This window comes from Microbacterium sp. NIBRBAC000506063 (assembly GCF_017968845.1).
Lineage (GTDB): Bacteria > Actinomycetota > Actinomycetes > Actinomycetales > Microbacteriaceae > Microbacterium.
In genome coordinates this window covers 1,642,310-1,666,420 of the sequence record NZ_CP072876.1, presented here as the reverse complement: position 1 = coordinate 1,666,420, position 24,111 = coordinate 1,642,310, and the positions used below count along the sequence as shown (strand labels likewise).

19 protein-coding genes and 7 pseudogenes are annotated in these 24,111 nt (G+C 69.8%); 8 read left to right on the top strand and 18 right to left on the bottom strand.

Features of this window, described 5'->3' with window-relative positions; genetic code table 11:
* The first annotated feature begins 2 nt into the window (after positions 1–2).
* Positions 3–491 (top strand): YajQ family cyclic di-GMP-binding protein, encoded by a 489-nt coding sequence (locus KAE78_RS09525; protein ID WP_223170675.1) that lies wholly within the window; start codon positions 3–5, stop codon positions 489–491.
* 40 nt (positions 492–531) lie between these two features.
* On the opposite strand, the gene KAE78_RS09520 is transcribed toward KAE78_RS09525, so the two are convergent.
* The 5 genes and pseudogenes from KAE78_RS09520 to KAE78_RS09500 all read right to left on the bottom strand — a co-directional run bounded on the left by KAE78_RS09520 (position 532) and on the right by KAE78_RS09500 (position 5,602).
* Positions 532–1,755 (bottom strand): alpha/beta hydrolase, encoded by a 1,224-nt coding sequence (locus KAE78_RS09520; protein ID WP_317451746.1) that lies wholly within the window; start codon positions 1,753–1,755, stop codon positions 532–534.
* Positions 1,756–1,836: 81 nt separating this feature from the next.
* Positions 1,837–3,208 (bottom strand): annotated as a pseudogene (locus KAE78_RS09515) (FAD-dependent oxidoreductase).
* Between the two features lie 19 nt (positions 3,209–3,227).
* Positions 3,228–4,289 (bottom strand): polyprenyl synthetase family protein, encoded by a 1,062-nt coding sequence (locus KAE78_RS09510; protein WP_223170674.1) that lies wholly within the window; start codon positions 4,287–4,289, stop codon positions 3,228–3,230.
* Between the two features lie 25 nt (positions 4,290–4,314).
* The gene (gene ubiE, locus KAE78_RS09505; RefSeq protein WP_262927859.1) at positions 4,315–4,974 is read right to left on the bottom strand and encodes a bifunctional demethylmenaquinone methyltransferase/2-methoxy-6-polyprenyl-1,4-benzoquinol methylase UbiE; all 660 of its coding nucleotides are present in this window, start codon (positions 4,972–4,974) and stop codon (positions 4,315–4,317) included.
* A gap of 70 nt (positions 4,975–5,044) precedes the next feature.
* A complete protein-coding gene (locus KAE78_RS09500) occupies positions 5,045–5,602 on the bottom strand; it encodes a YgaC family protein (protein WP_223170672.1) in 558 nt (185 codons plus the stop codon).
* Positions 5,603–5,788: 186 nt separating this feature from the next.
* Between KAE78_RS09500 and KAE78_RS09495 the strand changes: the two are divergent.
* Positions 5,789–7,044, top strand: a pseudogene (locus KAE78_RS09495) (isochorismate synthase MenF).
* Positions 7,045–7,053: 9 nt separating this feature from the next.
* Here KAE78_RS09495 and KAE78_RS09490 read toward each other — a convergent pair.
* The 4 genes and pseudogenes from KAE78_RS09490 to KAE78_RS09475 all read right to left on the bottom strand — a co-directional run bounded on the left by KAE78_RS09490 (position 7,054) and on the right by KAE78_RS09475 (position 11,091).
* Positions 7,054–7,908: a polyphosphate kinase 2 family protein gene (locus KAE78_RS09490; RefSeq protein WP_223170671.1), complete on the bottom strand. Its 855-nt coding sequence runs from the start codon at positions 7,906–7,908 to the stop codon at positions 7,054–7,056.
* 155 nt (positions 7,909–8,063) lie between these two features.
* Positions 8,064–9,730 (bottom strand): annotated as a pseudogene (gene menD / locus KAE78_RS09485) (2-succinyl-5-enolpyruvyl-6-hydroxy-3-cyclohexene-1-carboxylic-acid synthase).
* Positions 9,727–10,071, bottom strand: coding sequence for a PLD nuclease N-terminal domain-containing protein (locus tag KAE78_RS09480; RefSeq protein WP_223170670.1), 345 nt, complete (start codon positions 10,069–10,071; stop codon positions 9,727–9,729). The pseudogene menD and the gene KAE78_RS09480 overlap by 4 nt, the downstream one beginning before the upstream one ends.
* 9 nt (positions 10,072–10,080) lie before the next feature.
* Entirely contained in the window at positions 10,081–11,091 is a 1,011-nt protein-coding gene (locus KAE78_RS09475; protein WP_223170669.1) for a helix-turn-helix transcriptional regulator, read from the bottom strand.
* A gap of 61 nt (positions 11,092–11,152) precedes the next feature.
* Between KAE78_RS09475 and KAE78_RS09470 the strand changes: the two genes are divergently transcribed.
* The 3 genes from KAE78_RS09470 to KAE78_RS09460 all read left to right on the top strand — a co-directional run bounded on the left by KAE78_RS09470 (position 11,153) and on the right by KAE78_RS09460 (position 13,381).
* Positions 11,153–12,229, top strand: coding sequence for an ATP-binding cassette domain-containing protein (locus KAE78_RS09470; RefSeq protein ID WP_223170668.1), 1,077 nt, complete (start codon positions 11,153–11,155; stop codon positions 12,227–12,229).
* Positions 12,226–13,005 (top strand): ABC transporter permease, encoded by a 780-nt coding sequence (locus KAE78_RS09465; RefSeq protein ID WP_223170667.1) that lies wholly within the window; start codon positions 12,226–12,228, stop codon positions 13,003–13,005. The genes KAE78_RS09470 and KAE78_RS09465 overlap by 4 nt, the downstream gene beginning before the upstream one ends.
* A 106-nt stretch (positions 13,006–13,111) precedes the next feature.
* On the top strand, positions 13,112–13,381 hold the full coding sequence (locus tag KAE78_RS09460) for a DUF4229 domain-containing protein (RefSeq protein WP_223170666.1): 270 nt from the start codon (positions 13,112–13,114) through the stop codon (positions 13,379–13,381).
* Between the two features lie 30 nt (positions 13,382–13,411).
* Here KAE78_RS09460 and KAE78_RS09455 read toward each other — a convergent pair.
* Positions 13,412–14,394: pseudogene (locus tag KAE78_RS09455) on the bottom strand (1,4-dihydroxy-2-naphthoate polyprenyltransferase).
* Positions 14,395–14,436: 42 nt separating this feature from the next.
* Entirely contained in the window at positions 14,437–14,913 is a 477-nt protein-coding gene (locus KAE78_RS09450; protein WP_223170665.1) for an Lrp/AsnC family transcriptional regulator, read from the bottom strand.
* Between the two features lie 87 nt (positions 14,914–15,000).
* Between KAE78_RS09450 and KAE78_RS09445 the strand changes: the two genes are divergently transcribed.
* Together KAE78_RS09445 and KAE78_RS09440 are read left to right on the top strand one after the other, a co-directional pair.
* On the top strand, positions 15,001–16,434 hold the full coding sequence (locus tag KAE78_RS09445) for a DUF6421 family protein (protein WP_223170664.1): 1,434 nt from the start codon (positions 15,001–15,003) through the stop codon (positions 16,432–16,434).
* Positions 16,427–17,092: an SDR family NAD(P)-dependent oxidoreductase gene (locus KAE78_RS09440; RefSeq protein ID WP_223170663.1), complete on the top strand. Its 666-nt coding sequence runs from the start codon at positions 16,427–16,429 to the stop codon at positions 17,090–17,092. Before KAE78_RS09445 ends, KAE78_RS09440 begins: the two co-directional genes overlap by 8 nt.
* On the opposite strand, the pseudogene KAE78_RS19720 reads toward KAE78_RS09440, so the two are convergent.
* Positions 17,056–18,598, bottom strand: a pseudogene (locus KAE78_RS19720) (MFS transporter). The gene KAE78_RS09440 and the pseudogene KAE78_RS19720 overlap by 37 nt on opposite strands.
* Positions 18,599–18,669: 71 nt before the next feature.
* On the opposite strand from KAE78_RS19720, the pseudogene KAE78_RS09430 reads away from it, so the two are divergent.
* A pseudogene (locus KAE78_RS09430) lies at positions 18,670–19,737 on the top strand (threonine aldolase family protein).
* 147 nt (positions 19,738–19,884) lie between these two features.
* Here the strand turns inward: KAE78_RS09430 and KAE78_RS09425 are convergent.
* From KAE78_RS09425 to KAE78_RS19710, 6 genes and pseudogenes are all read right to left on the bottom strand, one after another.
* Positions 19,885–20,409, bottom strand: coding sequence for a hypothetical protein (locus KAE78_RS09425; protein ID WP_223170662.1), 525 nt, complete (start codon positions 20,407–20,409; stop codon positions 19,885–19,887).
* Positions 20,406–20,612, bottom strand: coding sequence for a hypothetical protein (locus KAE78_RS09420; RefSeq protein WP_223170661.1), 207 nt, complete (start codon positions 20,610–20,612; stop codon positions 20,406–20,408). The genes KAE78_RS09425 and KAE78_RS09420 overlap by 4 nt, the downstream gene beginning before the upstream one ends.
* The gene (locus KAE78_RS09415) at positions 20,597–21,637 is read right to left on the bottom strand and encodes a hypothetical protein (protein ID WP_223170660.1); all 1,041 of its coding nucleotides are present in this window, start codon (positions 21,635–21,637) and stop codon (positions 20,597–20,599) included. The genes KAE78_RS09420 and KAE78_RS09415 overlap by 16 nt, the downstream gene beginning before the upstream one ends.
* 187 nt (positions 21,638–21,824) lie before the next feature.
* On the bottom strand, positions 21,825–23,387 hold the full coding sequence (locus KAE78_RS09410; protein WP_223170658.1) for a hypothetical protein: 1,563 nt from the start codon (positions 23,385–23,387) through the stop codon (positions 21,825–21,827).
* 117 nt (positions 23,388–23,504) lie between these two features.
* A pseudogene (locus KAE78_RS19715) lies at positions 23,505–23,771 on the bottom strand (DUF4916 domain-containing protein); the annotation flags it as partial.
* A gap of 97 nt (positions 23,772–23,868) precedes the next feature.
* Positions 23,869–24,051, bottom strand: a complete 183-nt coding sequence (locus KAE78_RS19710; protein WP_411155926.1) for a DUF4916 domain-containing protein — start codon at positions 24,049–24,051, stop codon at positions 23,869–23,871.
* Between the last annotated feature and the right edge of the window lie 60 nt (positions 24,052–24,111).

Genomic DNA, 24,111 nt, shown 5'->3' with positions numbered 1-24,111 from the left:
CCATGGCAGATAGCTCTTTTGACATCGTCTCCAAGGTCGACCAGCAGGAGGCCGACAACGCTCTCAACCAGGCCCGCAAGGAGGTCGAGCAGCGCTACGACTTCAAGGGCACGGGCGCCTCGGTCGCCTGGAGCGGCGAGCAGATCGTCATCACCGCGAACTCCGAGGAGCGCGCGAAGGCCGTGCTCGACGTCTTCCAGTCCAAGCTCATCAAGCGCGGCATCTCGCTGAAGAGCCTGGAGACGGGCGACCCCGTCGCCAGCGGCAAGGAGTTCCGCATCGTCTCCTCGCTCAAGAACGGCATCTCCTCCGAGAACGCCAAGAAGATCTCGAAGCTGATCCGCGACGAGGGCCCCAAGTCGGTCAAGTCGCAGATCCAGGGCGACGAGCTGCGCGTGCAGTCCAAGAGCCGCGACGACCTCCAGTCCGTGATCGCGCTTCTGAAGGGCGCCGACCTCGACGTGGACCTGCAGTTCATCAACTACCGCTGAGCCCGGCGTGCGCTCGCGTACACTCGGCGAATGAAGAGATTCAGGCTGGTGGGCGGGCCCAACGATGGCGAAGTCGTGGACGAGCTGCCCGAGGGTACGTGGACATAGACACCGAGTCGCTGAGCGTCAGCGACCTGGACGAAGAAGACATCGTGAGCGCGGAGTACGAGGGCTGACGGCTTCGACCACGCTCTCGTGCGCCGGCGGAAGCGAAGCGGTCGCGCTCCCTCCACCAGCAACCGACCGCGTCACCGCCGGGAGCTCGCCACCCACCCGTGACCCAGCGCCCCAGGCGCGCGTAGGCGTCCTCGCGCGCCTCGTGGCGAGACAGGAACACGTCGTGGAGCGCACCATCGATGCGCTCGATCGTGACGGTGGAGCCGATCTTCAGCGCCGCCCGGGCGATCTCGTCGACGACGAGCACGGTGTCGGCGGAGGTGAGTTCCTCCGACCAGCGGGTCGGCACCGCGGTGCGCGCCGACAACAGCACACAGACCGGCACCTGGATGGAAAGGCCCTCCGCCACGCGCCGGTGTCCGTCGACCACGGCCTTGAGCCACCCGGCGGCCACGGGCATCGTCTGCGCCGGCCGCCAGGCGAGGTTGATCTCGATCGGATCCGCGGGATCCTCGACCTCCTTCTGGGCGCGAGAGTAGAAGCCCGCGTCCAGCTGCGGGCCGATCTCATGCGGATTCCACCGCGCCTGAAGTCCCAGCAGCGGCGCGATCGCCTCCCGCGCGAACCCCGCCAGCTGGAGCTCCAGCCACGGACTGTTCAGGATCAGTGCGTCCGCGGCATCCGGATGCCGATCGGCCCACAACGACAGCGTCAGACCTCCCGTCGAGTGCCCGACCAGGACGAGACGCCGGTCCGAGACGCGCCCCTCGGGTGAGTGCCCCATCTCGGCGAGCGCGGCGGCGATGTCCTCGTCGTACTGGGCGAGATCGACGATGTACCCCGCGGTCTGGCCCTCCCGCAGGCTGCGGCCGTATTTGCGCAGGTCCAGAGCGAAAAAGCGGGCTCCGCGCGAGGTCCAGAACCGCGCGAAGCGCTTGTTGAAGAAGTAATCCGACCAGCCGTGGATGTAGAGCACGTCGACGCCGTCGAGCATCGGATGCCGGCGAGCCAGCTTCTGCCAGACGGTGCGCTCGGCGGGGAGCGCCCGTACGAGCGTCGCGACGACCTCGCCCTGGTCGTCCTCGCCCAGCGGGAGCGTGAGCTGCCGGAACTCCTCGCCCAGGATGTCGGGGATCCACTCGCTCATCTGGCCAGCCTAGTCAGACGCGCACTGCGTTTCGTCTCGCTGCGCTCGCTCAACGACCGGGGAGGGCGGGGATGCCGCGGGTCACTCCGCGCGGGAGATGCGCACCATCTCCTCGCGCGGGACGACCTTGATGCGCGCCCGCTCCTCGGGCGCGCCGAGGGCGATCTCGTGCTCGTCGAGGCGGTGCCAGCCCTCCAGGTCGGTCCACTTCACACCGCGTTCGGCCAGCAGCGCGGGGATCGCCTCCTCGGAGGGTCCTCCGGACGCCACCACGAGCCCTGGTCGTTGATAACGTGGCGGACGGTCTCCATGGCATCCGACTTCGTGTGGCCGATCAAGCCCACCGGGCCCCGCTTGATCCAGCCCGTCGCGTAGATGCCGGGCACCCGCTCGTTCGAGTCCTTCGCCAGCGCCTGCCCCTCATGGTTGGGGATCACGCCATGGCGCTTGTCGAAGGGCACTCCCGGCAGCGGGGAGCCGAAGTATCCGACGGCCCGGTACAGTTGCTGGATCGGAAGCTCGCGCAGCTCCCCGTGCCCACGGCACCGCCTTCTCCGTCGGGCCTGGTGCGCTCGTAGACGAGCGCCTCGACACGGCCCGCGGAATCCGTCCTCACCTCGACCGGACGCGCCCAGAAGTGCAGGTGCAGCCGGCGCGACGCCCCTCCGCCGGCGTTGTTCACCGAAGGGAGCGTGCGCCACGACTGCAGGATGCGGTTGATCACCATGACCTGCTTGTTGCTGGCGATCGCCGTCTCGGCCGCCTCGTCGTAGTCGAAGTCCTCGTCGTAGACGACCATGTCGACGTCACGCAACTCGCCGAGCTCGCGCAGCTCCAGCGGCGTGAACTTCACCTGCGCGGGGCCACGGCGGCCGAACACATGCACGTCGGTGACCTCGCTGGCCTTCAGCCCTTCGAACACGTTCTGCGGGACCTCGGTGACCAGCAGGTCCTCGGCGTGCTTGGCGAGCATGCGCGAGACGTCGAGGGCCACGTTGCCGTTGCCGATGACGGCGACGGATGCCGCATCCAGCGGCCAGGTCCGCGGCACGTCGGGGTGCCCGTCGAACCAGCTCACGAAGTCGGCGGCGCCGTAGGAGCCCTCCGCCTCGATGCCGGGGATGTCCAGAGCGGTGTCGCGGATCGCGCCCGTGGCGAAGATCACCGCGTTGTAGTGACGCTTGAGATCCTCGAGGGTGATGTCCTCGCCGAAGCGGACATTGCCGAAGAGACGGATGTCGCCGCGGTCGAGCACGTCGCGCAGGGCGTTGATGATGCCCTTGATGCGCGGGTGGTCGGGGGCCACGCCGTAGCGGACAAGGCCGTAGGGTGCCGGGAGCTGCTCGAACAGGTCGATGGAGACGTCGAACTTGCGCTCCGCCTTGAGCAGGATGTCGGCGGCGTAGATGCCCGCCGGTCCTGCCCCGACGATGGCCAGCCTGAGCTTCGTCATGGGTTCCTCTCGATGTGGTTCAGCTGCTTCGATCCGCGAGGTTCTCGGCGAAGCGCGTGAGCGCGTCGCGCACCGGGCCGGCGGGGATCGGTTCCAGCGTCGCGATCGCCTCGCGTGTCCAGGCGCGGGCGAGTTCCAGGGTCTCGTGTGTCACGGCGTGCTCGCGCAGCTCTGCGAGCGGGCCGTCCAGCAGTGAGGGGTCGGCACCGTCGGCGATCCGTGCCACTCCGTCGTCGATGCGGTCGGCGAGGGCGGCGGATGCGGCATCCGTCCTCGCGCGCAGAAGCAGATACGGCATCGTCGGCACACCCTGGATGAGGTCGGTGCCCGGCACCTTGCCGGTCTCGTCGGGACGATCGGAGAGGTCGATCACGTCGTCGAGGAGCTGGAAAGCGACGCCCACCTTCTCGCCGTACTGGCGCATGGGCTCCTCGAACTCGACGGGCGCGTTCGAGAACGTGATGCCCGACTGCGTCGCCGCGGCGATGAGGGATCCGGTCTTGTCGGCGAGGACCTGCAGATAGAACGCGATCGGGTCGTCGCCGGGCTGAGGGCCGACGGTCTCGTGCATCTGCCCCATCACGAGCCGCTCGAAGGTGTCGGCCTGGAGCCGGATCGCACGGTCGTCGTACCGCGCCATGATCTGGCTCGCCCGAGAGAACAGGATGTCGCCCGTGAGGATCGCGACGCTGTTGCCCCAGACCGCGTGAGCGGCGGGCACACCCCGGCGACGGTCGGCGCTGTCCATCACGTCGTCGTGGTACAGGGAGCCCAGGTGGGTGAGCTCGAGCGCCTTGGCGACGTCGATCACCTGGGTGACGTTGCCGTCGCCCAGCTGGGCGACCAGAAGCGTGAGCACGGGCCGGATGCGCTTGCCGCCGGCCTCGTAGAGGTAGCGGCTGGCGGCATCCGCCACGGGGTCGGCGACGCGCAGCTCCTCGGCCAGCTCCGCCTCGACGCGATCGAGACCCGCCTCGACCTCCCGTGCGACACGACGGGCTGCAGGACCGGCGAAAACACGGTCGCTGAAGCCGAAGCGGCTCGCTAGGCGCGAACCCGAGGGCGCAGGGCTCGAAGTCACGCCCTCCAGCCTACCTGCGCGAGGGTCACGCCGGTTTCGTCGCCCGGTGCAGCGCCACGATGCCGCCGGACAGATTGCGGTGGGCGACGTCGGTCCAGCCGGCCTCGCGGATCCACGCCGCCAGCCGCTGCTGATCGGGCCAGTCCTGGATCGACTCGTTCAGGTAGTCGTAGGCGTCGGCGTTCGACGAGACCGTCCGCGCCACGAGCGGCAGGATGCGGTCGTTGTAGAAGCGGTAAAGCCCGCGGAACGCCGGGTTCGGCGGCGTGGAGAACTCGCAGATCACCAGGCGTCCACCCGGCCTGGTCACCCGCAGCAGCTCGGCGAGCGCCTTCTTCGGCTCGTTGACGTTGCGCAGCCCGAACGACATCGTGACCGTGTCGAAGCCGGCGTCCGCGAAGGGCAGGTCGGTGGCATCCGCCTCCACGAAGGTCAGATTGTGCCGGTGCCCGTGCCGCCTGCGGCCCTCCGCGAGCATGCCGGGCGAGAAATCGGCCGCGACGACGTCGGCGCCGCTCTTGGCGAGGGCCGCCGAGGAGACCCCCGTACCCGCGGCGAGATCCAGGATGCGCTGGCCGCGCTGTGGCGCGACCGCCCGCACCATCGCCGCCCTCCAGAGCTGGTCGTTGCCGACGCTCAACACCGTGTTCGTGCGGTCGTAGCGAGCGGCGACCTGGTCGAACATGCCGCTCACGCGCGCGGGATCCTTGCCGAGGTCGGCGCGATTGGGCTCTGTCGGGGTCACGGAGTCGAGTCTACGCGGGGCGGCCTGCCCCGAGCGCCTCGAGCCGATCGAGCCAGGCGTCGGCCGTCGCGTCGTTGTAGGGGGCGCGCTGCGCGCGGACATCCGACTCCAGCGTCAGCGCGAGCGCCTCCAGATGCGTGACGATCTCGGGCGGATAGCCGAACCGCACCCGATGCTCCGCCCATTCGTCGCGGTCGTCGACCCAGGTGCCGCGCTCGCCCTCCACGCGGACGACGTCGAGGTCCATGTCGATGCCGACCGCCACGAGCGGATCGCCCGACCACCGCACCTGCCAGCCGAGGTCGATGTAGACGCGCAGGCCCCGCGGGTGGTCGCGGTTGACCGTGAACGCGAAGTCGGCCGACGGCGGCACGAGCGTGACGTTGGGGCCCTCGGCGATGAACGAGGCACCAGGCCGGTCGCTGCGCCAGCCGCGGGGCTGGCCGACCCAGTCGCCCCAGGCATCCGATCCGAGGTACACGCACTCGTGACGCCAGTGCGGCGCGTCGTCCCATTTGCGCCACTGGAAGGTCATCGGCGTTCCCGGCTCCGGGCGCTGCGTGCTCACCGTTCGAGTGTAGGACCCACCGCGATCGCCGTCTGCAGGAGGAGCCGAACCGTCTGCAGGAGCGAGAGCGCATCTCACCCCCTACCGGCCCGGAAGTTCCTCGATTTCACGCGATGGCTCCTGCACACGGCACTCGTGCTCCTGCGCACGGAAGATGACGGTGCACGACCGCCGTAGGCTGAGAGGGTGAGCACCGCCCGCCTGGTCGTCGAGACCCGACAGATCGATCCCGTCGAGGACCTCCTCGCCTTCGCCGACCCCGATCGTCCGTGGGCCTGGCTGCGCCGCGGCGACGGCATCGTGGCGGTGGGAAGCGAGACGGTCCTGCGCCTGGACGTCCCCGCGCAGGAGTCGGATGCGACCCGCACCGCGCTTCTCGCCGCGCAGTGGCGCCGCGTCGTCGAGGCCGCGGAGGTCGACGATCCGCTGCAGCTGCCGGGCACGGGCCTCATCGCTCTCGGCGCCCTCGTGTTCGACGAGGCGTCGGCATCCGACAGCACCCTCGCGGTGCCCTCGGCCGTGATCGGCCGCCAACAGGGACGCACCTGGGTGACGCGCATCCGCGCCGCGGACACGCCCGATCCACAGATCGCACCCCGCGAGTACGGCCCGCACTGGGCGGGCACCCTCGGGCCGGGCGCGCAGACGCCCGCGTCGTACCAGAGCGCCGTGCGAAGCGCCCTGGAGGCGATCACCGCCGGGGAGGTCAGCAAGGTCGTCGTCGCACGGGACCTGAACGGCACGGTCCCGCCGGCGCGGACCTTCGCCGTCTGGTGCGGAGCCTGTCGACCGGCTACCCCGACACCTGGGTGTTCGCCGTCGACGGACTCATCGGCGCGAGCCCCGAGACGCTCGTGACCGTGCAGGACGGCACCGTGACCGCACGCGTGCTCGCCGGGACGATCGGACGCGGTGCCGATCCGGATGCCGACACCGAGGCCTCCGCGCACCTCGCCTCCAGCGTCAAAGATCTCGACGAGCATCAGTACGCCGTGCAGAGCGTGCTCACCGCCCTCCGGCCGCACACGCGCGCGCTCGCCTCCAGCGAGCAGCCGTTCCTGCTGAAGCTGCCGAACCTCTTCCACCTCGCGACCGATGTGGAGGGCGAGCTCCACGGCGACTCCTCCGCCCTGGACCTGGTCGGTGCGCTGCATCCGACCGCGGCCGTGGCGGGAACGCCGACGGATGCCGCGGTGCACGCGATCCGGCGGCTGGAGCCCTTCGACCGCGGCCGCTACGCGGGCCCCGTCGGCTGGGTGGACGCCGCGGGGAACGGCGAGTGGGCGATCGCGCTGCGCTGCGCGCAGTTCACGGTGTCCGACGGAGAAACGATCGGGGTGACCGCCTACGCCGGCGCCGGGATCGTCGCCGGCAGCGACCCCGAGACCGAACTGCTGGAGACGCGGGTGAAGTTCCGCCCGCTCGTCGACGCGCTGGCGTAGCGACGTCGCTCAGGTCGCGGCGAGTCGCTGCTTCTCCGCCTCGACGTCGAAGTCGGCCGGCGGCCACTGCGGATCGATGTCCTCCAGCGCCGCCAGCAGCAGCTCCTGCACCGCCAGGCGGGCATACCATTTCGCGTTCGCGGGCACGACGAACCAGGGGGCGTGCGAGGTCGAGGTGCGATCGAAGACGGTCTGGTAGGCGGCCATGTAGTCGTCCCACAGCATCCGCTCGTCGACGTCGCCCGGGTTGTACTTCCAGTGCTTGTCCGGACGCTCGAGGCGCTCCATGAGCCGCTCCTTCTGCTCCTCGGGCGAGATGTGCAGCATGACCTTGACGATGCGGGTACCCGTCTCGGCCAGACGCTCCTCGAAGTCGTTGATCGCCCCGTAGCGGCGCTCGATCTCGTCGTCGGATGCCAGTGAGCGCACCCTTCCGATCAGCACATCCTCGTAGTGCGAACGATCGAAGACGCCGATGACGCCGTGCTCGGGCAGCCGTTTCTCGATGCGCCAGAGGAAGTCGTGGGCAAGCTCCTCCCGGGTCGGCTTCTTGAATCCGGTGATGGAGACGCCCTGCGGATCGACGGCACCGACCACGTGCCGGACGATCCCGCCCTTGCCCGCGGAGTCCATCGCCTGCAGCACGAGGAGCACGGAATCCGTCGTCACGCCCGAACGGCTCTCGGCGTAGAGGCGCTCCTGCAGCTCGCCGAGGTCGGCGAGGCCCTGTCTCAGAGCCTTCTCTCCCTCGCCCTTGCCGCCCGGGAATCCGGGCGTCGAGCCCGGGTCGACGCCCGCGAGCGAGAACCCCTCGTGCACGCGCAGGAGTTCGGATGCTTCGGCTTTCCAGGTTCGCTTCGCCACGTGACCATTGTGTCGGGCGAGGCATCCTTTCGCATACTCGCCAGGGCGTTTCGACACTTCGACGCGCTTCGCTTGCTCAGTGCGGCGCGCGATCGGCTGCGCCGCTCTTGCTCAACGACCGGTTGCGCTCGTGCGCGGCACGAGCGCTGTAACGCTCACCGCTCCAGGGGCACCTCGATGAGCTGCGGTCCGGCCACGGGCGCGACGAGCACCTGATCGAGCGCGGTGCGCGTGGTGACCCGGCGGTGTTCCCAGCCGTAGGCGGCGGCGAGAGCGGCGAGGTCGGCCGAGTGCGGCGTGTAGAAGGCGCGGTCGAGGTCGGATGCCGGGGCGACCCCGGCCACCTCCAGCGCGTCGAAGATCGTGCCGCCGCCGTCGTTGCCGACGATCACCTGGATCCGGGGCGCCGGTTCATCGGCAGGGAGGAGCAGAGACCCCACATCGTGCAGGAGCGCGACATCGCCCAGCAGCACACGCGTCACACCGGGCGCACCGCCTTCCTGGCTGGCGACGGCGATGCCGATCCCGGTCGCGACCGTGCCGTCGATGCCGGCGAGGCCGCGGTTGGCGTGCACGGGCACCTTCTTGCCGCCGAGGACGGCATCGGCCACCCGCACGAGCCGCGAGGAGCCGAACAGCAGCCGGTCGTGCGGCCAGGTCGCCCGCCAGACCGCGTCGACGAGGAGTTCTCGATCGAGCGGACGGCGGACGGCGTCGAGCTCGGCCTTGACCGCGCGCCCGCGCGCCTCCGGATCCGGCGAGAACAGCCCGCCCTGGTCGGGCGCGGCCTCGGAGAGATCGACGGCTTCCGCCGCCGAGGCCTCCATCCACGCCCCCAGCCAGACCCGATCGCGCTCCCCCTCGGCGACGCCGACGGCGCCCACCGCGCGCGTCCGGCCGTTGAGATCCAGCGCCTCTCCCCCGCGGCGCACCGCCACGACCTCCACGTCGGTGCGCGACAGCAGCCCCGCGACCTCGCGGCTCAGCGTCGGGTGCCCGAGCACGACCGCCCGTTCGACCCTTCCGCCCAGTTCCTCCGCGCGCAGCAGCCGGCGGTATCCGTGCACGAGGAGCCGCCCGTAGCGCGCACCGCTGACGATCTCGGCGATGAGCGGCCACGAGCCGGCGTACGCGACCTCCTCGGCGGCGGGTCCGGCATCCGCTCCCGCGATCACGACCGTGCGCGGACCGCGTTCGAGCACGACGGCATCGGATGCCGCGGCAACCGGCACCGGGCCCGGTGCCGCGTCGAGCACGGCGGGCAGCGGCCCCGAGAGCGGTTCGCGCAGCGGCAGGTTCAGGTGCACGGGGCCTCGGATGCCGTCGGCGCCCATGGCCGCGGCGACGGCCTCTGCGGCCAGCGCCGCCCAGTCTGTATCGGCATCACCCGGCACCGGCGCGTCCGTCTCGAAGCGGGCGAAGGGCGCGAACATTCCCGGCTGGACCGTCGCCTGGTTCGCGCCGACCCCGCGCAGTTCCGGGGTCGATCGGCGGTCAGCAGCAGCAGGGGGACGCCGGCGTGGAAGGCCTCCATCGCGGCGGGGAGCAGGTTCGCCGCTGCCGTCCCCGACGTGCACAGGACCGCCGCGGGCACACCCGTCTCGCGCGAGAGGCCCAGAGCGGTGAAGCCGGCGACGCGCTCGTCGATGCGCACATGGACACGCAGGACGCCGTCGCGATGCAGGCGCATCGCGACGAGGGCGAGAGCTTGCGAACGCGAGCCCGGAGCAAGTACGAGGTCGCGCACACCGTGGGCGATCAGCCCCGCAAGCAGCGCGAGGGCAGCATCCGTCGCCGGGGAACCGTCCGGCTGCGCACTCACGTGCGCGGTTCCGTCCCGTCGTCGGTCTCTTCTTCGAGGCGGGCGAGCTCCTCTTCGAGGCGCGCGATGCGGGCATCCGACTCGGCCTCGCTGATGCGGCGCAGGAACTCGGGGTCGTCATCGGGCGAGGTCAGACGCGGCATGGCATCCGGGGTCTTGCGGGCACGGCCGAGCGTGAACCACAGGATGCCGCCGAGCACCGGGATGAGGATCACGATCGCAAGCCACGCTCCCTTGGAGACGCCGCGATGGCGCGTCGAGGGCTGCACCGCGCAATCGACGATGCTGAACACCCAGAACACCGCGGCCAGGAAGCCGCCGATGATAAGGAATCGCGCCATATCTCCAGTTTAGGCGGGGTTCGCTATGGACGCCCTGCCAGCCGGCGGCGGCGCGGGCGCGTCCATGGCGCGCAGCACCCGCTGGAGCGACTCGCGCAGCTCGCTGCGGCCCGGTTCGGCGAGGTCGGTGGTGAACTCGACACCGGGCGGGATGTAGAGCATGCCGTAGAGGGTCTCGCGCCAGTCGGCGCCGCCGACCGGCCAGCGCGTGTGTTCCGCGTCCTCGGCCGTCGCGCCCTGCGACCACTGCCCGAACTGCCGTTTCATCTCGTCGAAGGGCAGCTCCATCACCACGTCGGCCTCGACCGCCTGACGCACCCAGGAGCGCGCGATGAGGATGAACTCCTCGATCTCCTCGGGGGTGAGCGGGCGCGGGGTGAACAGCACTCGCGTGTGCGCGAGCTGCGCGAGCCGGTCCACGCGGAACGTACGCCAGTCGTCTCTTTCGAGATCCCAGCACAGCAGGTACCAGTGCCGGTCGGCGGGCGCCAGCGCGTGCGGTTCGACGCGGCGACGGGTGACGACGCCCGCGGCGGACGTGTAGGAGAAGCGGACGCGCTCATGGTCGCGGATCGCGAGGGCGAGTTCTCCGAGCACCTCGGACGACACCGGTGCGCCACTGGTGATGCCGGCGGGCTGCACCGTCTCGGCGAGCGCGTTCACCCTGCGGCGCAGCGGCGCCGGCAGCACCTGCTCGAGCTTGGCGAGCGCGGTGATGGTCGTCTCGGCGCCGGCGATGAGCCGCTGCGAGGCCGCCACGCGCAGCCCGATCGCCATCGCGACGGCCTCCTCGTCGGTGAGCAGCAGCGGCGGAACCGCGCTGCCCGCCTCCAGCCGGTAGCCCCCGGCCGTACCGGGGGTGGACTCGACGCGGTAGCCGAGCTCGCGCAGCCGATCGATGTCGCGGCGCACGGTGCGCTCGGTCACGCCGAGTCTGGCGGCGAGCTCGGAACCCGGCCAGTGCCGGTGCGTCTGCAAGAGGTTCAGAAGCGACAACGCACGGGAGGTCGTATCGGTCATGGACTCAGACTGCCAGAGATCGAGGACGGAATCTGTCCGCAATGCTTCCTACCCTCGAGGCATGGCACACGAAGCGATCATCGAGGCGCAAGGCCTCACCAAGAGATTCACCGTCAAGAAGAAGACCGTCGAGGCGGTCACCGACCTCACCTTCCAGGCCGCCCGGGGCGAGCTCGTCGCCTTCCTCGGCCCCAACGGCGCCGGCAAGTCGACCAGCCTGCGGATGCTGACGACGCTGATCCCCCCGACCTCCGGCACCGCGCGGGTAGTCGGCCGTGACATCCTCCGCGATCCCGCCGGTGTCCGGGCACGCATCGGTTACGTCGGCCAGCTCAACAGCGGCAGCTTCTCCCAGCGCGTTCGAGACGAGATGCTCAGCCAGGGCGCGTTCTACGGAATGAGCCGCGGCGACAGCGCGCGCAGGGCCGATGAGCTCATCGAGTCGCTCGATCTGTCGAGCTTCGCCACCCGCACCGTGCAGCAGCTCAGCGGCGGGCAGAAGCGGCGCCTCGACATCGCCCTCGGCCTCATGCACGCCCCTCCCCTGGTGTTCCTCGATGAGCCCTCCACCGGGCTCGACCCGCAGAGCCGCGCGAACCTCTGGCAGCACATCCTCGACCTGCGCACCCAGCACGGCACGACCGTCTTCCTCACCACGCACTACCTGGAGGAGGCCGACCGCTACGCCGAGCGCGTCATGGTCATGGACCGCGGGCGGGTCATCGCCGACGACACCGCGACGAGGCTGAAGGCCGAGCTGGCCGGCGACGTCGTCACCCTCACCCTCGCGACCGCCGAGGAGGCTGCGCGGGCAGCAGCGGTGGTCGGCGGGCTCACCGATCGCGAGGTGCGGGCGGAGGGCAGCACCGTCTCGGTCACGGCCCCCGACGGCGATGCACTGCTTCCGGCAGCCGTACGCGCCCTCGACGCCGCCGGGATCACCGTACGGGCCGCCACCGGTGTCCCGCCCACTCTCGACGACGTGTTCCTCGCGCTCACCGGGCGCACCCTGCGCGACGCCGAGCAGCAGAGCGAGGCGGAGAAGGAGAGCGAAGCCGACTCGCCGCAGAGCGCGGCATCCGACACCGAAGACGCGCACACCGCCGCGACCCGTGAGAACGAAGGAGCGAACCGATGACCACCACCGACACCGCCGTACGCGCGAACGCCGGTCGCGACACCTGGCACGTGCTGACCCGGGAGCTGCGCCCCGTCGTCCGCGATCCCTTCTCGCTCATCTTCAGCCTGCTCCAGCCCCTGGTCTTCCTGGGACTGTTCGGGCCGCTCCTGATCGGCATGTCCGGCCTCCCCGCGAGCGAGACCCTGCAGTGGTTCGTGCCCGGCATCCTCGTGATGATCGTGCTCTTCGGCACCGGCGCGGTCGGCTCCAACCTGCAGTACGAGATGATGACCGGATCGCACGAACGCACGCTGGTGGCCCCGCTCGCGCGCTCCTCGCTCCTGATCGGCCGTGCGCTCAAGGAGATCGCGCCGATCGTGGTGCAGGCGCTGCTCATCGTGCTCATCGCCTGGCCCTTCGGCTTCACCGTGAACCCGCTCGGCCTCCTCGCCGGCCTCGCGCTGCTCGCGGTCTTCGGCGTAGGACTGGGCGCCCTCTCGTACACGCTGGCGCTGGGCACCAAGGAGCGCGAGTGGCTGTTCTGGGGCGTCCAGCAGACGCTGATCTTCCCGTTGCTGATCCTGTCGGGCATGCTCCTGCCGCTCGATGAGGGGCCGGGGTGGATGCGGGTCGTGGCATCCGTGAACCCGGTCAACTGGGTCGTGCAGGCAGAACGCGCGCTGCTGGCCGGCGCCTTCGGCGAGCCGGCCGTGCTGTGGGGCGTCGTCTCCGCACTGGCCGTCGCCATCGTCGGGCTCGCCGTCGGCATCCGGGCGATCCGCCGCAGCAGCTGAGTCGCGCCGGATGCAGGGCAGACGCCCGGTGTGTCGCCCTGCATCCGTCGTCTCATCCTGCATCCGTGCGGAACGGATGCGCACGCCGCATCCGTAGACTGGAGGGATGAAGAAGCTGCCGCCCCTGCTCGTCTACACCGTGCTGCGGCTGCTCGCCTTCCTCGTCCCGCTGGCGATCATGCTGCTGTTCTTCCCGATCTTCCAGGAGTTCTGGTGGCTGGCCGCGCTCTTCGCGGCGCTCATCGGCGTCAGCATCTCGCTCATCTTCCTGCGCGCACCGCTGTCGGACGCCTCCCGCGAGATCTACGAACGACGCAAGGCCCGCAACCAGGGCCCCGGCGACGAAGACGTGGAAGACGCGGCGACCGACCAGTAGCGGCGGCGCGGCATCCGACCGCCCGCGCCGCTACCAGACGAAGGCCCAGTACAGCCCGCCGGCGACCAGCAGCGCGGTGAACGACGTCAGCGCCAGCGCGATGATCAGCTCCTTCGGCAGGCGATAGGTCCACACGATCAGCACCGCGGGCAGGGCGGCCAGGAGCGCGAGCATGGTCAGCCACGCGATCGGATAGAACACCGCCAGCAGCGCCACGAGCAGGAACGCCACCACGATGAGCAGCGTGAACAGCACGCGCGAGCCGGTGCGCCCGATGAGCACCGACAGGGTGCGCTTGCCGACCGCGCGATCCTGATCGATGTCGCGCAGGTTGTTCGCGACGAGCACCGCGCAGGCCAGGAGTCCTGCGATGACGGCGCCGATCCACGCCTCCTGCGTGAGCTGGAACGCCTGCACCCAGGTCGTGCCGAGCGTGGCCACGAGCCCGAAGAAGACGAACACGAACACCTCGCCCAGGCCGGCATAGCCGTAGGGGCGCCTGCCGCCGGTGTAGAACCATCCGGCGAGGATGCAGGCGGCGCCGACCGCGAGCATCCACCACTGCTCGGTACGGATGACGATCGCCAGCCCGGCAAGGGCGGCGAGGCCGAAGAAGACCAAAGCCACGGCGAGCACGCGCTTCGCCGGCACGCGACCGGAAGCGGTCAGTCGCGCCGGCCCCACGCGCTGGGCGTCGGTGCCCCGGATGCCGTCGCTGTAGTCATTGGCGAAGTTCACACCGATCTGCAGGAGCACCGCGACCGCGAGGCAGAACGACGCGATCACCCAGTGGAAGGCGTGCTCGGTGATCTGCGCCGCCCCGTGCCGATCACGACCGGGGCGACCGCCAGCGGGAGGGTGCGCGGCCTGGCCGCGCCGATCCAGTCGCGGGCGCGGACGGGGCCTGCTTCGACCGCGGGGCGCTTGGCGGGATTGCCGGTGCTGCGGAAAGCGGGGTTGCCGCTGACGCCGGAGGAGGAGCGCTTTCGGGTGCGCTTCGATGATGCTGCCACGCCAGGAATCCTATCCGGCCCGACGACCGCCGGACGCAGCGCTCACCGCCCGGGAACGCCTGACCGACCCGGAGACGCGGGCGAGACCGGGCGGTTCTCATAGAAGGTCTGCAGGACCACGGTCGTGCGCGTGCTGACGGATGCCGCCAGCCGGATGTCGCGGATGAGCTCCTCGAGAGCGCGGGGCGACGGTACCCGCACGAAGAGCATGTAACTCGCATCGCCGGCGATCGAGTGGCACGCCTCGATGGCATCAAGGCCCTCGAGCAGCTCCGGCGCGTTGTCGGGCTGGGCAGGATCCAGAGGGGTGATCTCGATGAACGCCGACAGCGGCTTGCCGACCGCCTCCGGATCGAGCATCGCCCGGTAACCGCGGATGACGCCGCTGGACTCGAGCTTGCGCAGGCGCGCCTGCACCGCCGACACCGACAGACCCACCTTCTCCGACAATTGCGCGAGCGTCGCCCGCGCGTCGCGCGAGATCTCGTCCACGATGCGAAGCTCGACGGGGTCTTCCATACGTGGAATAATACCGGCAGGAGGCGTTCATTGCAGGAAATTTTCCTGCTGATCGACCCCACGCCAACTCGAAGATCGGAGGTTCCCATGCACAGCAGCGCCGCTCACGACCAGGTCGCGAACAAGGCCATCGTCGGCGAACCCGAGGTCGTCGAAGACGCGCACATCGCCGAGACGTCGCCGGCCTGGCTGTCACTCAAGTCCGCGGTTCTGGCGATCCGCGAGCTGCAGGACCACGACGGGTCGATTCCGGATGTCGCGCACCACGCCGCCGCGCACGAGCACGTCGCCGCCATCGCGGCGGGCATCCGCGCCCTCGCGCCGGCGTTCCCCCACGATGCCGAGTACCTTGCGGCATCCGTTCAGGACTTCGAGCGCTGGGCGTCGGAGGGCTTCGGGGTCCCCGACTTCTACGACTCGCTCGTAGCCTTCCAACCGCAGCAGCACCGCGAGGACGGCATCCGCCACCTGGTGATCTTCCCGATGTACACGCAGAACGGCTCGCCCGACCGCCTCGTCGAGGCGCTCATCGTCGAGACCATCTGGCCGGAGTTCATCGCGGAGCTCGAGGCGGGCGACTACGGCAACAAGCTGTTCGTCTCACTGCGGCTCGTGGACTTCACCCCCGGCTACGACACGAACTCGGCGGTGCTGTTCCCCGAGACCGTGTCGATGCGCGAGATCCCGCAGTTCACCTGGGGCGCGATCTTCCAGGACCGCGAGGCGGCGCGCTACCGGCGCGTGGTGCGGGCGGCATCCGAGATCACCAAGCTCGACCTCCCCGAGGAGGCCGCGCGCATGCTCGACGACCAGGCGCTCGCCGAACACACCTTCGTGATGTGGGACATCATCCACGACCGCACGCACATGCGCGGCGATCTGCCCTTCGATCCCTTCATGATCAAGCAGCGGATGCCGTACTTCCTCTACTCGCTGGAGGAGCTGCGCTGCGACCTGACCGCGTTCCGCGAGAGCGTCGCGATCCAGAAGCGGCTCTCTTCGCGCACCGATGCCCTGAGCGACAACGAGGAGCGGATGCGGGAGCACGCCGTCCTCGTGCAGTACGCGGTGATCTTCGACCGGATCTTCCGGTTCGCGATCACCGGCTCGCGCGTGCGCAATTACGACGGCCTCGGCGGACAGTTGCTGTTCGCGTGGCTGCACCAGCGGGGCGTGCTGCACTGGACCGACACGCAGCTCACCTTCGACTGGGAGGGCGTGCCGGATGCCGTCATCGCCCTCGGCGAGCAGATCGACGAGCTGTACTGGCGCTCGATCGACCGCCCGAAGGTGGCCCACTGGCTGGCCGCGTACGAGCTCGTGCGCTCCGTGCTGACGCCGCACCCGGCATCCGTCTGGGCGCGCGGTCTCTCCGACGAGGTACTCGCCGGGCCGCCCAAGGGCTACACTGACGCCGTGCTTCCCGACGAGTTCCCGCTGTCGATGTTCTTCGAGGCGCTGGAGAAGAAGATGCGGCCCGTGATCGAGTCCACGGCCGGCATCCGGGCGGGCGATGCCTGATATCGCCGGCAGGCTCGTGGTCCTGGCCGGGGCGACGAGCACCCTGGGACACACGGCCACCCGAGCGCTGGTGACCGCCGGCGCCCGGGTGGTCGCCGTCTCGCGCGACGCCGGGCGACTGGCCGAGCTCGAAGCGCTCGGCGCGCGGGCCGAGGTGTGCGATCTGGAGGACCCGGTCGCCGTAGACGACCTGAAGCGACGGATCCACCTCGCCGAAGGCGGCGTCGACGGCGTGATCCCGCTCGTCGGCGGCTGGCGCGGCGGGGGTGGGATCGCCGCACAGAGCGATGAGGACTACCGCGCGCTGGAGACGTCGTTCACGGTGCTGCGCAACGTCAGTCGCGCGTTCGACGCCGACCTGCGCGCGTCGAGTGCAGGTCGGCTCGCGATCATCTCCTCCCGAGCGGTCGCCCGGCCGCTGGCCGGAGGCGCGAACTACGTCGCGGTCAAGGCCGCGAGCGAAGCCTGGGTGCGCGCGGTCGCGCAGGGCTTCGCCAAGGCCGCCCGCGAGGCCGATGAACAGCTGCGCGCCGCCGCGACGATCTTCCGGGTCAAGAGCCTGGAGGGCGTGGAGGGCATCGCCGCGCAGGAGATCGTGAACCTCTGGGAGTCACACGCGCGCTACATCAACGACCGGATCATCGACCTCGACGCGTAGCGCACCCGCTGATCAAGGGTCGCGGCGTGTCGGCGGGACAGGGGGTGCCGCTCCGGGCACCGGCGGCGGGGCGTCGGGGAGCTCGGATGCCGCACGGGCCGTGCCCCGGCATCCGACTCTTCGTCGTCGCCCTCGGCGGGCTCGGGCGCCTTCGCGTACAGCTCGGTCAGCTGCTTGTAGGCGCGGCTCCGGAATGCCAAGAGGGCGACCACGACCATGATCAGCCCGGCGAAGAAGCAGATCAGGGCGATGCCGCGCGCCTGGCCTTCACCGAGGAGCCAACCCCAGCGCTCCTGCCCGGCGGCGGTGTTCATGTAGGGGATGACCCAGAACTCGGCGATCGGCGCGATGAGGAAGGCGGTGACGGGTGCCGCCGCCGACTCGAGGGCCGCGGCCACCCCGAAGACACGCCCCTGCTTGGTGAAGGGCACCACCTTCTGGATCACCGTCTGCTCGGCCGCCTCGACCGGAGGGACGAGCGCCATGTAGAGCCAGATGCCGACGAGGTACAGCGCCCACCACTCGCGGATCATGAAGATGCTGCCGAGGGCCCCATGGCCGCCACGACGAGCAGCATCGTGCGCATGGGTTTACGGCCCAGACCCCACTTCGCGACCACGGCACCGCCGATGATGAAGCCCGTCGAGGAGATGCCGAGGACGATTCCCCACATCTGCACCGAGAACAGCTCCAGGCCGTACGGGTCCATGAGCGCCATGTAGACGCCGCCGATGAGGTTGTTGAACGTGGAGAAGAGGATGAGCGCGAACAGCCCGGGGGCGAGTCGGATCGCGCGGATGCTGCCTCGGAAGTCGAGCGCGTGCGAGCCGCCCTCTTCGGGTTCAGGTTTGCCCTCGGGGATGCGCACGAACAACAGGTGCAGGAAGGTCGCGCCCATCGCGGCGGTGGCGATGGCGAGCGTGCCGCCCATGCCGAGGAAGCCGATCGACAGGCCCGAGAAGACGCTCGTGATGATGAAGGCGACGCCCTGCACGGTGCCGACGAGCCCGTTGGCGTTCGCGCGACGGTCTTCGTCGATGAGGAGGGTCACGGTGGTCGACAGTGCGATGTTGCGCATCTGCTCGATGACGCCGCCGAAGAGGATGATGCCGGCGAACAACCAGAACCAGGGGCCGCCGAGGTTCAGCAGCGCGGACTCCGGGTGCCACAGGTACAGCCCGCCGCGGCGAGGAAGGCCGCCGCGGAGACGAGACTGGAGCCCACCATCACCGTGTGCTTGCGGTGGCGGTCGACGATCGTGCCGAACACCATCGCGAAAATCGACACGAACAGCATGTAGGCGCCGCCGATGATGCCGGTGGCCAGAACCGAGCGCGTCTCGATGTAGACCCAGAAGGTCAGCGCGAACCAGAGGTAGCTGGTGGTGACGTTGGCGATCGCCGTGTTGACCAGCACCTGGATGAAGGCACGCCTGCGCACCGCCGCGGGACGGCGGCGGCCGGAGAGGACGGAGAGGGCGCCACGGGAAGAGCGTACTCTCGGCATCCGACGTTCGGGCTCCCGCTGCCGGCTCGACGCCGCGGGCGTCGACTCGCTGCACCGCATAGTCTGTAGGGGTGACCACATTGCACGACCGGGCCGCCCGGGGCTTCGCCTCCGATAACTATTCCGGCATCCACCCGAGGTCCTCGCGGCCATCGCGGACGCGAACGACGGCCACCAGGTCGCCTACGGCGAGGACGCCTACACGGTCCGCCTGCAGGAGGTCATGGCCACGCACTTCGGCGAAGGCGTGCAGGCCTTCCCGGTGTTCAACGGCACCGGCGCGAACGTCGTCGGCCTGCAGTCGATGCTGCCGCGGTGGGGCGCGGTGATCGCGGCGTCCACCGCGCATATCCACGTCGACGAGGGCGGCGCGCCCGAGCGCATGGGCGGCATCAAGCTGCTGACCGTCCCCACCGACGACGGCAAGCTCACCCCGAGCTCGTCGACCGCGAGGCATGGGCTGGGGCGACGAGCACCGCGCCCAGCCGCTGGTCGTCTCGATCACCCAGTCCACCGAGCTCGGAACCCTCTACTCGATCGAGGAGATCCGCGCGCTCGCCGATCACGCGCACGCGCGCGGGATGCGTCTGCACCTCGACGGCGCCCGCCTCTCCAACGCGGCCGCCGCCCTCGACGTTCCACTGCGCGCGTTCACCCGCGACGCCGGCGTGGACGTGCTGAGCTTCGGCGGCACGAAGAACGGCGCGATGCTCGGCGAGGCGATCGTAGTGCTGGAGCCCGCGGCATCCGACGGCCTGATCTTCTCGCGCAAGTACTCGATGCAGCTCGCCTCGAAGATGCGGTTCGTCTCGGCGCAGCTGATCGCGCTGCTCGAGGGCGATCTGTGGCTGCGCAACGCCCGCCACTCCAACGCGATGGCGCAGCGCCTGCGCGCCGGTGTCGAGGCGGGCATCGCCGACGGCACGATCGGCGGCGTCGGCTTCACGCAGCAGACGCAGTCCAACGCCGTCTTCGCGACGCTGCCCGACGGCGTCGCCGACCGCCTCCGCGAATCGTTCCGCTTCTACGACTGGGATGCCGCGAAGAACGAGGTGCGCTGGATGTGCTCCTTCGACACCACCGAAGACGACGTCGACGCCTTCATCGCCGCGATCGCCCGCGAGACCGCCGGCGCCTGACCGGCGCGCGGCCGCCCGCCCGCTTCCGTTCGTCCTGTCCGCCCGTTCTGCGGACTCTCGCCCGTTTCGCGGACGGATGCGGCGGATTCGTCCGCGAAACGGGCGGATGCCCGCGGATCGGGCGCGGCAGGCTGCGACCGCCGCGGCTCACCGCAGCGACTTGCGATAGCCTGCGTTTCTCGCCGCCGCCTCTGTGCGGAAGCACTCCTCCGGGTGCGTCGCGTTGTAGAACTGACCGCCCTTGACGTGGTAGATCCACTCACCGCGTGAGCTGTGGTTGCCCTTGATCGGCGCCCAGGCGGGGCACGTCGTCTTGCTGGCAGGGCTCGTCCTGCTCGGGTAGTTCACCTTCGCCGTCGCCTTCGAGGTCTTCGACGCCTTGGCGTAGCCCGATTTGGATCCGGTGACCTTCGCCGTGATCCTCTTGCCGACCATCCCGCTGGTCACCTTCAGCTTCGACGACGTGGCCTTCGAGATCGCCTTACCATCCGCATACCACTGGTACTTGTACTTCGTCCCCGTGGTCCAGGTGCCCGGCGTGGCCGTGAGCGTTCTGCCGACGATCGCAGAACCACTGATCTTCGGCACCGTCGTCTTGAGGTTCCGCACGACCTTCACGGTCGCCTTCGAGGTGCGAGTGGTGGTCAGATGGCCCGGCTTTGAGCCGGTCACCTTGACAGTGACCTTCTTCCTCCGGCCGACGTCGGCAGCTTCAGCGACGACTTCGTCGCTCCGGAGATCGCCTTGCCGTCCGCGTACCACTGGTACTTGTACTTCGTCCCGGTCGTCCAGGTGCCGGTCTTGGCCTTCAGTGTCTGGCCGACACGCGCCGTGCCGCTGATGGTCGGCACCTTCGTCGTCAGCGAGTTGAGCACCGCCTTGGTCGGCGCGGAGGTCTTCGAGGTCGTGCTGTAGCCGGACTTCTTGCCCGTGACCTTGACCGTGATCTTCTTCCCAGCATCGCGCTGGTGACCTTGAGCGTCGAGGAGGTCGCCTTCGAGATCGCCTTGCCGCCCGCGTACCACTGGTAGGAGAACGTGGTACCCGAAGTCCAGGTTCCGCGCTTGGCGGTGAGCGTCTTGCCGACCGCGTGCGACCCGCTCACCGTCGGTACCGCGGCGAGCATGATCCGTTGAGACTCGAGGGTCGCGTTGACGCCGGATCGCAAGGCACCGCTGCCCAGGGTGATCGCATCGGCAGTGCCGAACGTCGCCCGGTTGGGCCACCACTCGCTGACGATGCCCTTCTTGGCGGTGCTGAACTCGACGCGATATGTTCCGGCCGCAAGACCGCCGACGAGATAACCACCATCGCTGCGCACGATGCCAGTTCGCACGGGCGTCTTCCCTGTCCCGCTCGAGGAGAAGACCCGCACCGTGACATCACCGTCCTGCAAGACCACGGATACGGGAGCCGAAGCTCTGCCGGAGACCGCAGCCGATCGCGCCAGTGTCAGGTTGAGGTCGACACGGCTCTCACCGTCGGCGAGCGTCAGCGTCTCGGCCGTACCGAAGTCCGTGGCTCCCGCACCCCAGAAGCGATCGAAGACCGCCCTGCCCTCGGAGAGGAACGCCAGCTTGTACTCGCCGGAGGCCAAGTCGCTGAAGAGGTAGTCGCCCTGGCTGTCCGCCGTGACGGTCGCGATCGGGGTCGCTGCGTCGGCTGCCGCGTACAGCAGCACTCGTGTCTGACCTGACGCGGCCACTCCCGCAGGGAGCGAGACGGTCCCACCGATCTTGGCCAACCCGATCGGTTCGGCGAACGCCGCGACTCCGGCGCCGTGCGTGCTCGCCTGCGCCGCACCCGGGGCGTGCACGACCGAGAGTGACGCCGCGACCGCGACACCGATGACGCCCGCCAGTGCGCGCGTGAGGAACGAGACCCCATGAACCCTCCACATCGTCGCCGCCTGCCCGCGCAGGGGTCGACTCTATGTCCATCTATACACTCTGGCGCTGGTGCGGCCAAAAACCGATCGATCCGACCGGCACCCGCTCTGCCCGTATCCGCTCGTCCTGCCCGCGGATCGGGCGCGGCCGACCCAGGTCGCCGCGTCTCAGCGCGGCGACGTGCGGTGAGGGCGCCGATCAGTCGTCGGTGTGCTGATCCTCGCCGCTGGGCACGGTGGTCACGACAGCGGTGTCGTCATCGACCGCGGTGTCGTCGTCGACCTCGGTGTTCTCGTCGGAGTCGGATGCCGCATCCTCGGAGCCGTCGACATCGGCCTCGTCGACCTGGTCGGCGTCGGCCGCTTCCTCGACCACATCAGCATCGGATGTGTCGTCGATCTCGTACGGGGCATCGTCGACACCCGCTCCCGACGCGTTCTCGACGTCATCGGCGTCATCGGCCTGCGCGGTCAGCTCGGCGAGCTCCGCGTCGAGGTCGCCGTCGGGCTGCGTGGGCGCGGCATCCGTCGCCAAAGGAGACGAGACGCGCATGAGTTCCTTGACCTCGGTCATGAAGCTGGTGAGCTCGTGCTGCTGCCAGCGCAGCTGGCGGGTGCGGTCCTCGGCGTCGCGCAGCACCGACTGGGCATGCGCGGAGACGAGGTCGAGGATGTGCTGCGCCTTGGTGTGCGCGGCGTCGAGGCGCTCACGGGCACGGACGTTCGCGTCGGCCTCGATCTGCTGGGCCTGGGCACGCATGAGCTGCTCGAAGTCGTCGGCCTTGGCAGAGACGCGCTTGGCGTGATCGAGGGAGGCGGCGACCTGCTCGTTGGCGTCGTTCGTGATGCGCTCGGCGTGGGCGACGGCCTGGTTGTGCAGCACGAGGAACTCCTGCTGGGCGTCGTCCTGACGGCGGGTGAGCGACGCCTCGAACTCCATCGCGCGCATCTGCAGCTCGCGCACGGTGTCTTCGGCCTCCGAGCGCTGCTGCGCGGTCTCGCGGGTCACGAGCGAGCGCAGCGCGGCAGCGCCCTTCTCCGCCTCGGAGCGGATCGCGGCGGCCTCACGCTCGGCCTGGGCGACCTTCTCGGCGGCGTGGGCGGCCTCGCGCTCGATGCGCGCGTCGTGCGCCGTCAGCTCGGTCTCGATCTTCAGACGCGCCTGCTGCGCGTCATGCTGTGCCTGCAGGCGGATGGTGTCGGCCTCGGTCTGCGCATCCTGGCGGTACTTCTCCGCGTCTTGGCGGGCGCCCTCGAGCAGTCGCTCGCCGTGGAGCGAAGCATTGCTGATGATGACACTCGCCTGGTCTTCGGCGACGCGCAGCACCTCTTCGAACTGCGGACGGCTTGCGCCCTCTTCCGATGCGCCCTTGAGCTCGTCGGTGAGCGTCTGGATCTGCTTCTCGGTGGCGTCGAGCTTGGCGAGGGCGACGGTGAGCTCGCCCTCGAGCCGGGCGATCGTCTCCTGCTCCTCGGACTCGGCGGCCGCGGCGAGCGCGGCGGCGAGCTGCGCCTCCAGCTGCTCGGCCTTCTCCTGGGTCTGCTTGATGGCGGCGCTCGCCCGTCGCTGATACTGCTTCAGATCGGCGATCTGGTCGTTCGCCTCCTCCGCACGCAGGGTGAGGTTGCGGATGACCGCGTCCACCTCGTCGCGGTCATAGCCGCGGAAGACGGTCGAGAAGCCTGCTTCGCTCCCGCTGTCTGCGAGGATCTGGTCGAAGGGCGTGTCGTTGTGCCGGTCGGGCGCCGAGTGGTCAGGCATGTCAACTCTCAGGGATCATAGGGCTCGGACGCGGAAGAGCGCGCTGATTTCGAGAGTACCCGCTCCGCCTGGGAGTCCACCCCGCAGGAGAAGTTCCGGGGTGCGGGCGCGAAGCGTCTATCGCAGCAGGCCCACGCTGGCCAGCGCGTGTCGGATGAGAGTGCCTCGGCCGCCCTCCATCTCGGCGGTCACGGCCTCCGATGCCGCCTCCTCGGGAGAGAACCAGGTGACCTCAAGCGCGTCCTGGCGCGGCTCGCAGGTGCCGGTGACCGGCACGACGAAGGCGAGCGAGACGGCGTGCTGGCGATCGTCGTGGAACGCCGAGACCCCGGGAGGGGGAAGTACTCGGCGACGGTGAACGGCACCGGCTGCGGCGGCAGCAGCGGGAAGGCCATCGGACCCAGATCGTTCTCGATGTGACGGAAGAGCGCATCGCGCACGGTCTCGCCGAAGCGCACCCGTCCGGAGACGATCGTGCGGGTCATCTCCCCAGGGGAGTGGAGCGCAGCAGCATGCCGACCTCGGTCACGACGCCGACGCCGTCGGTGCGCACCGGCACGGCCTCCACGTAGAGCATGGGAAGGCGCCGACGCGCCTCGGCGAGCTCGACCTCGCTCAGCCACGCCGGGTTGCTCGCGTCGGGCACGCCGTCCTGCCGGGGCATCCCTCGTCGGGACGTCCGGGTCCGGATCTGGTGTGCGCACCGCCATAGTCCCTTTCTATC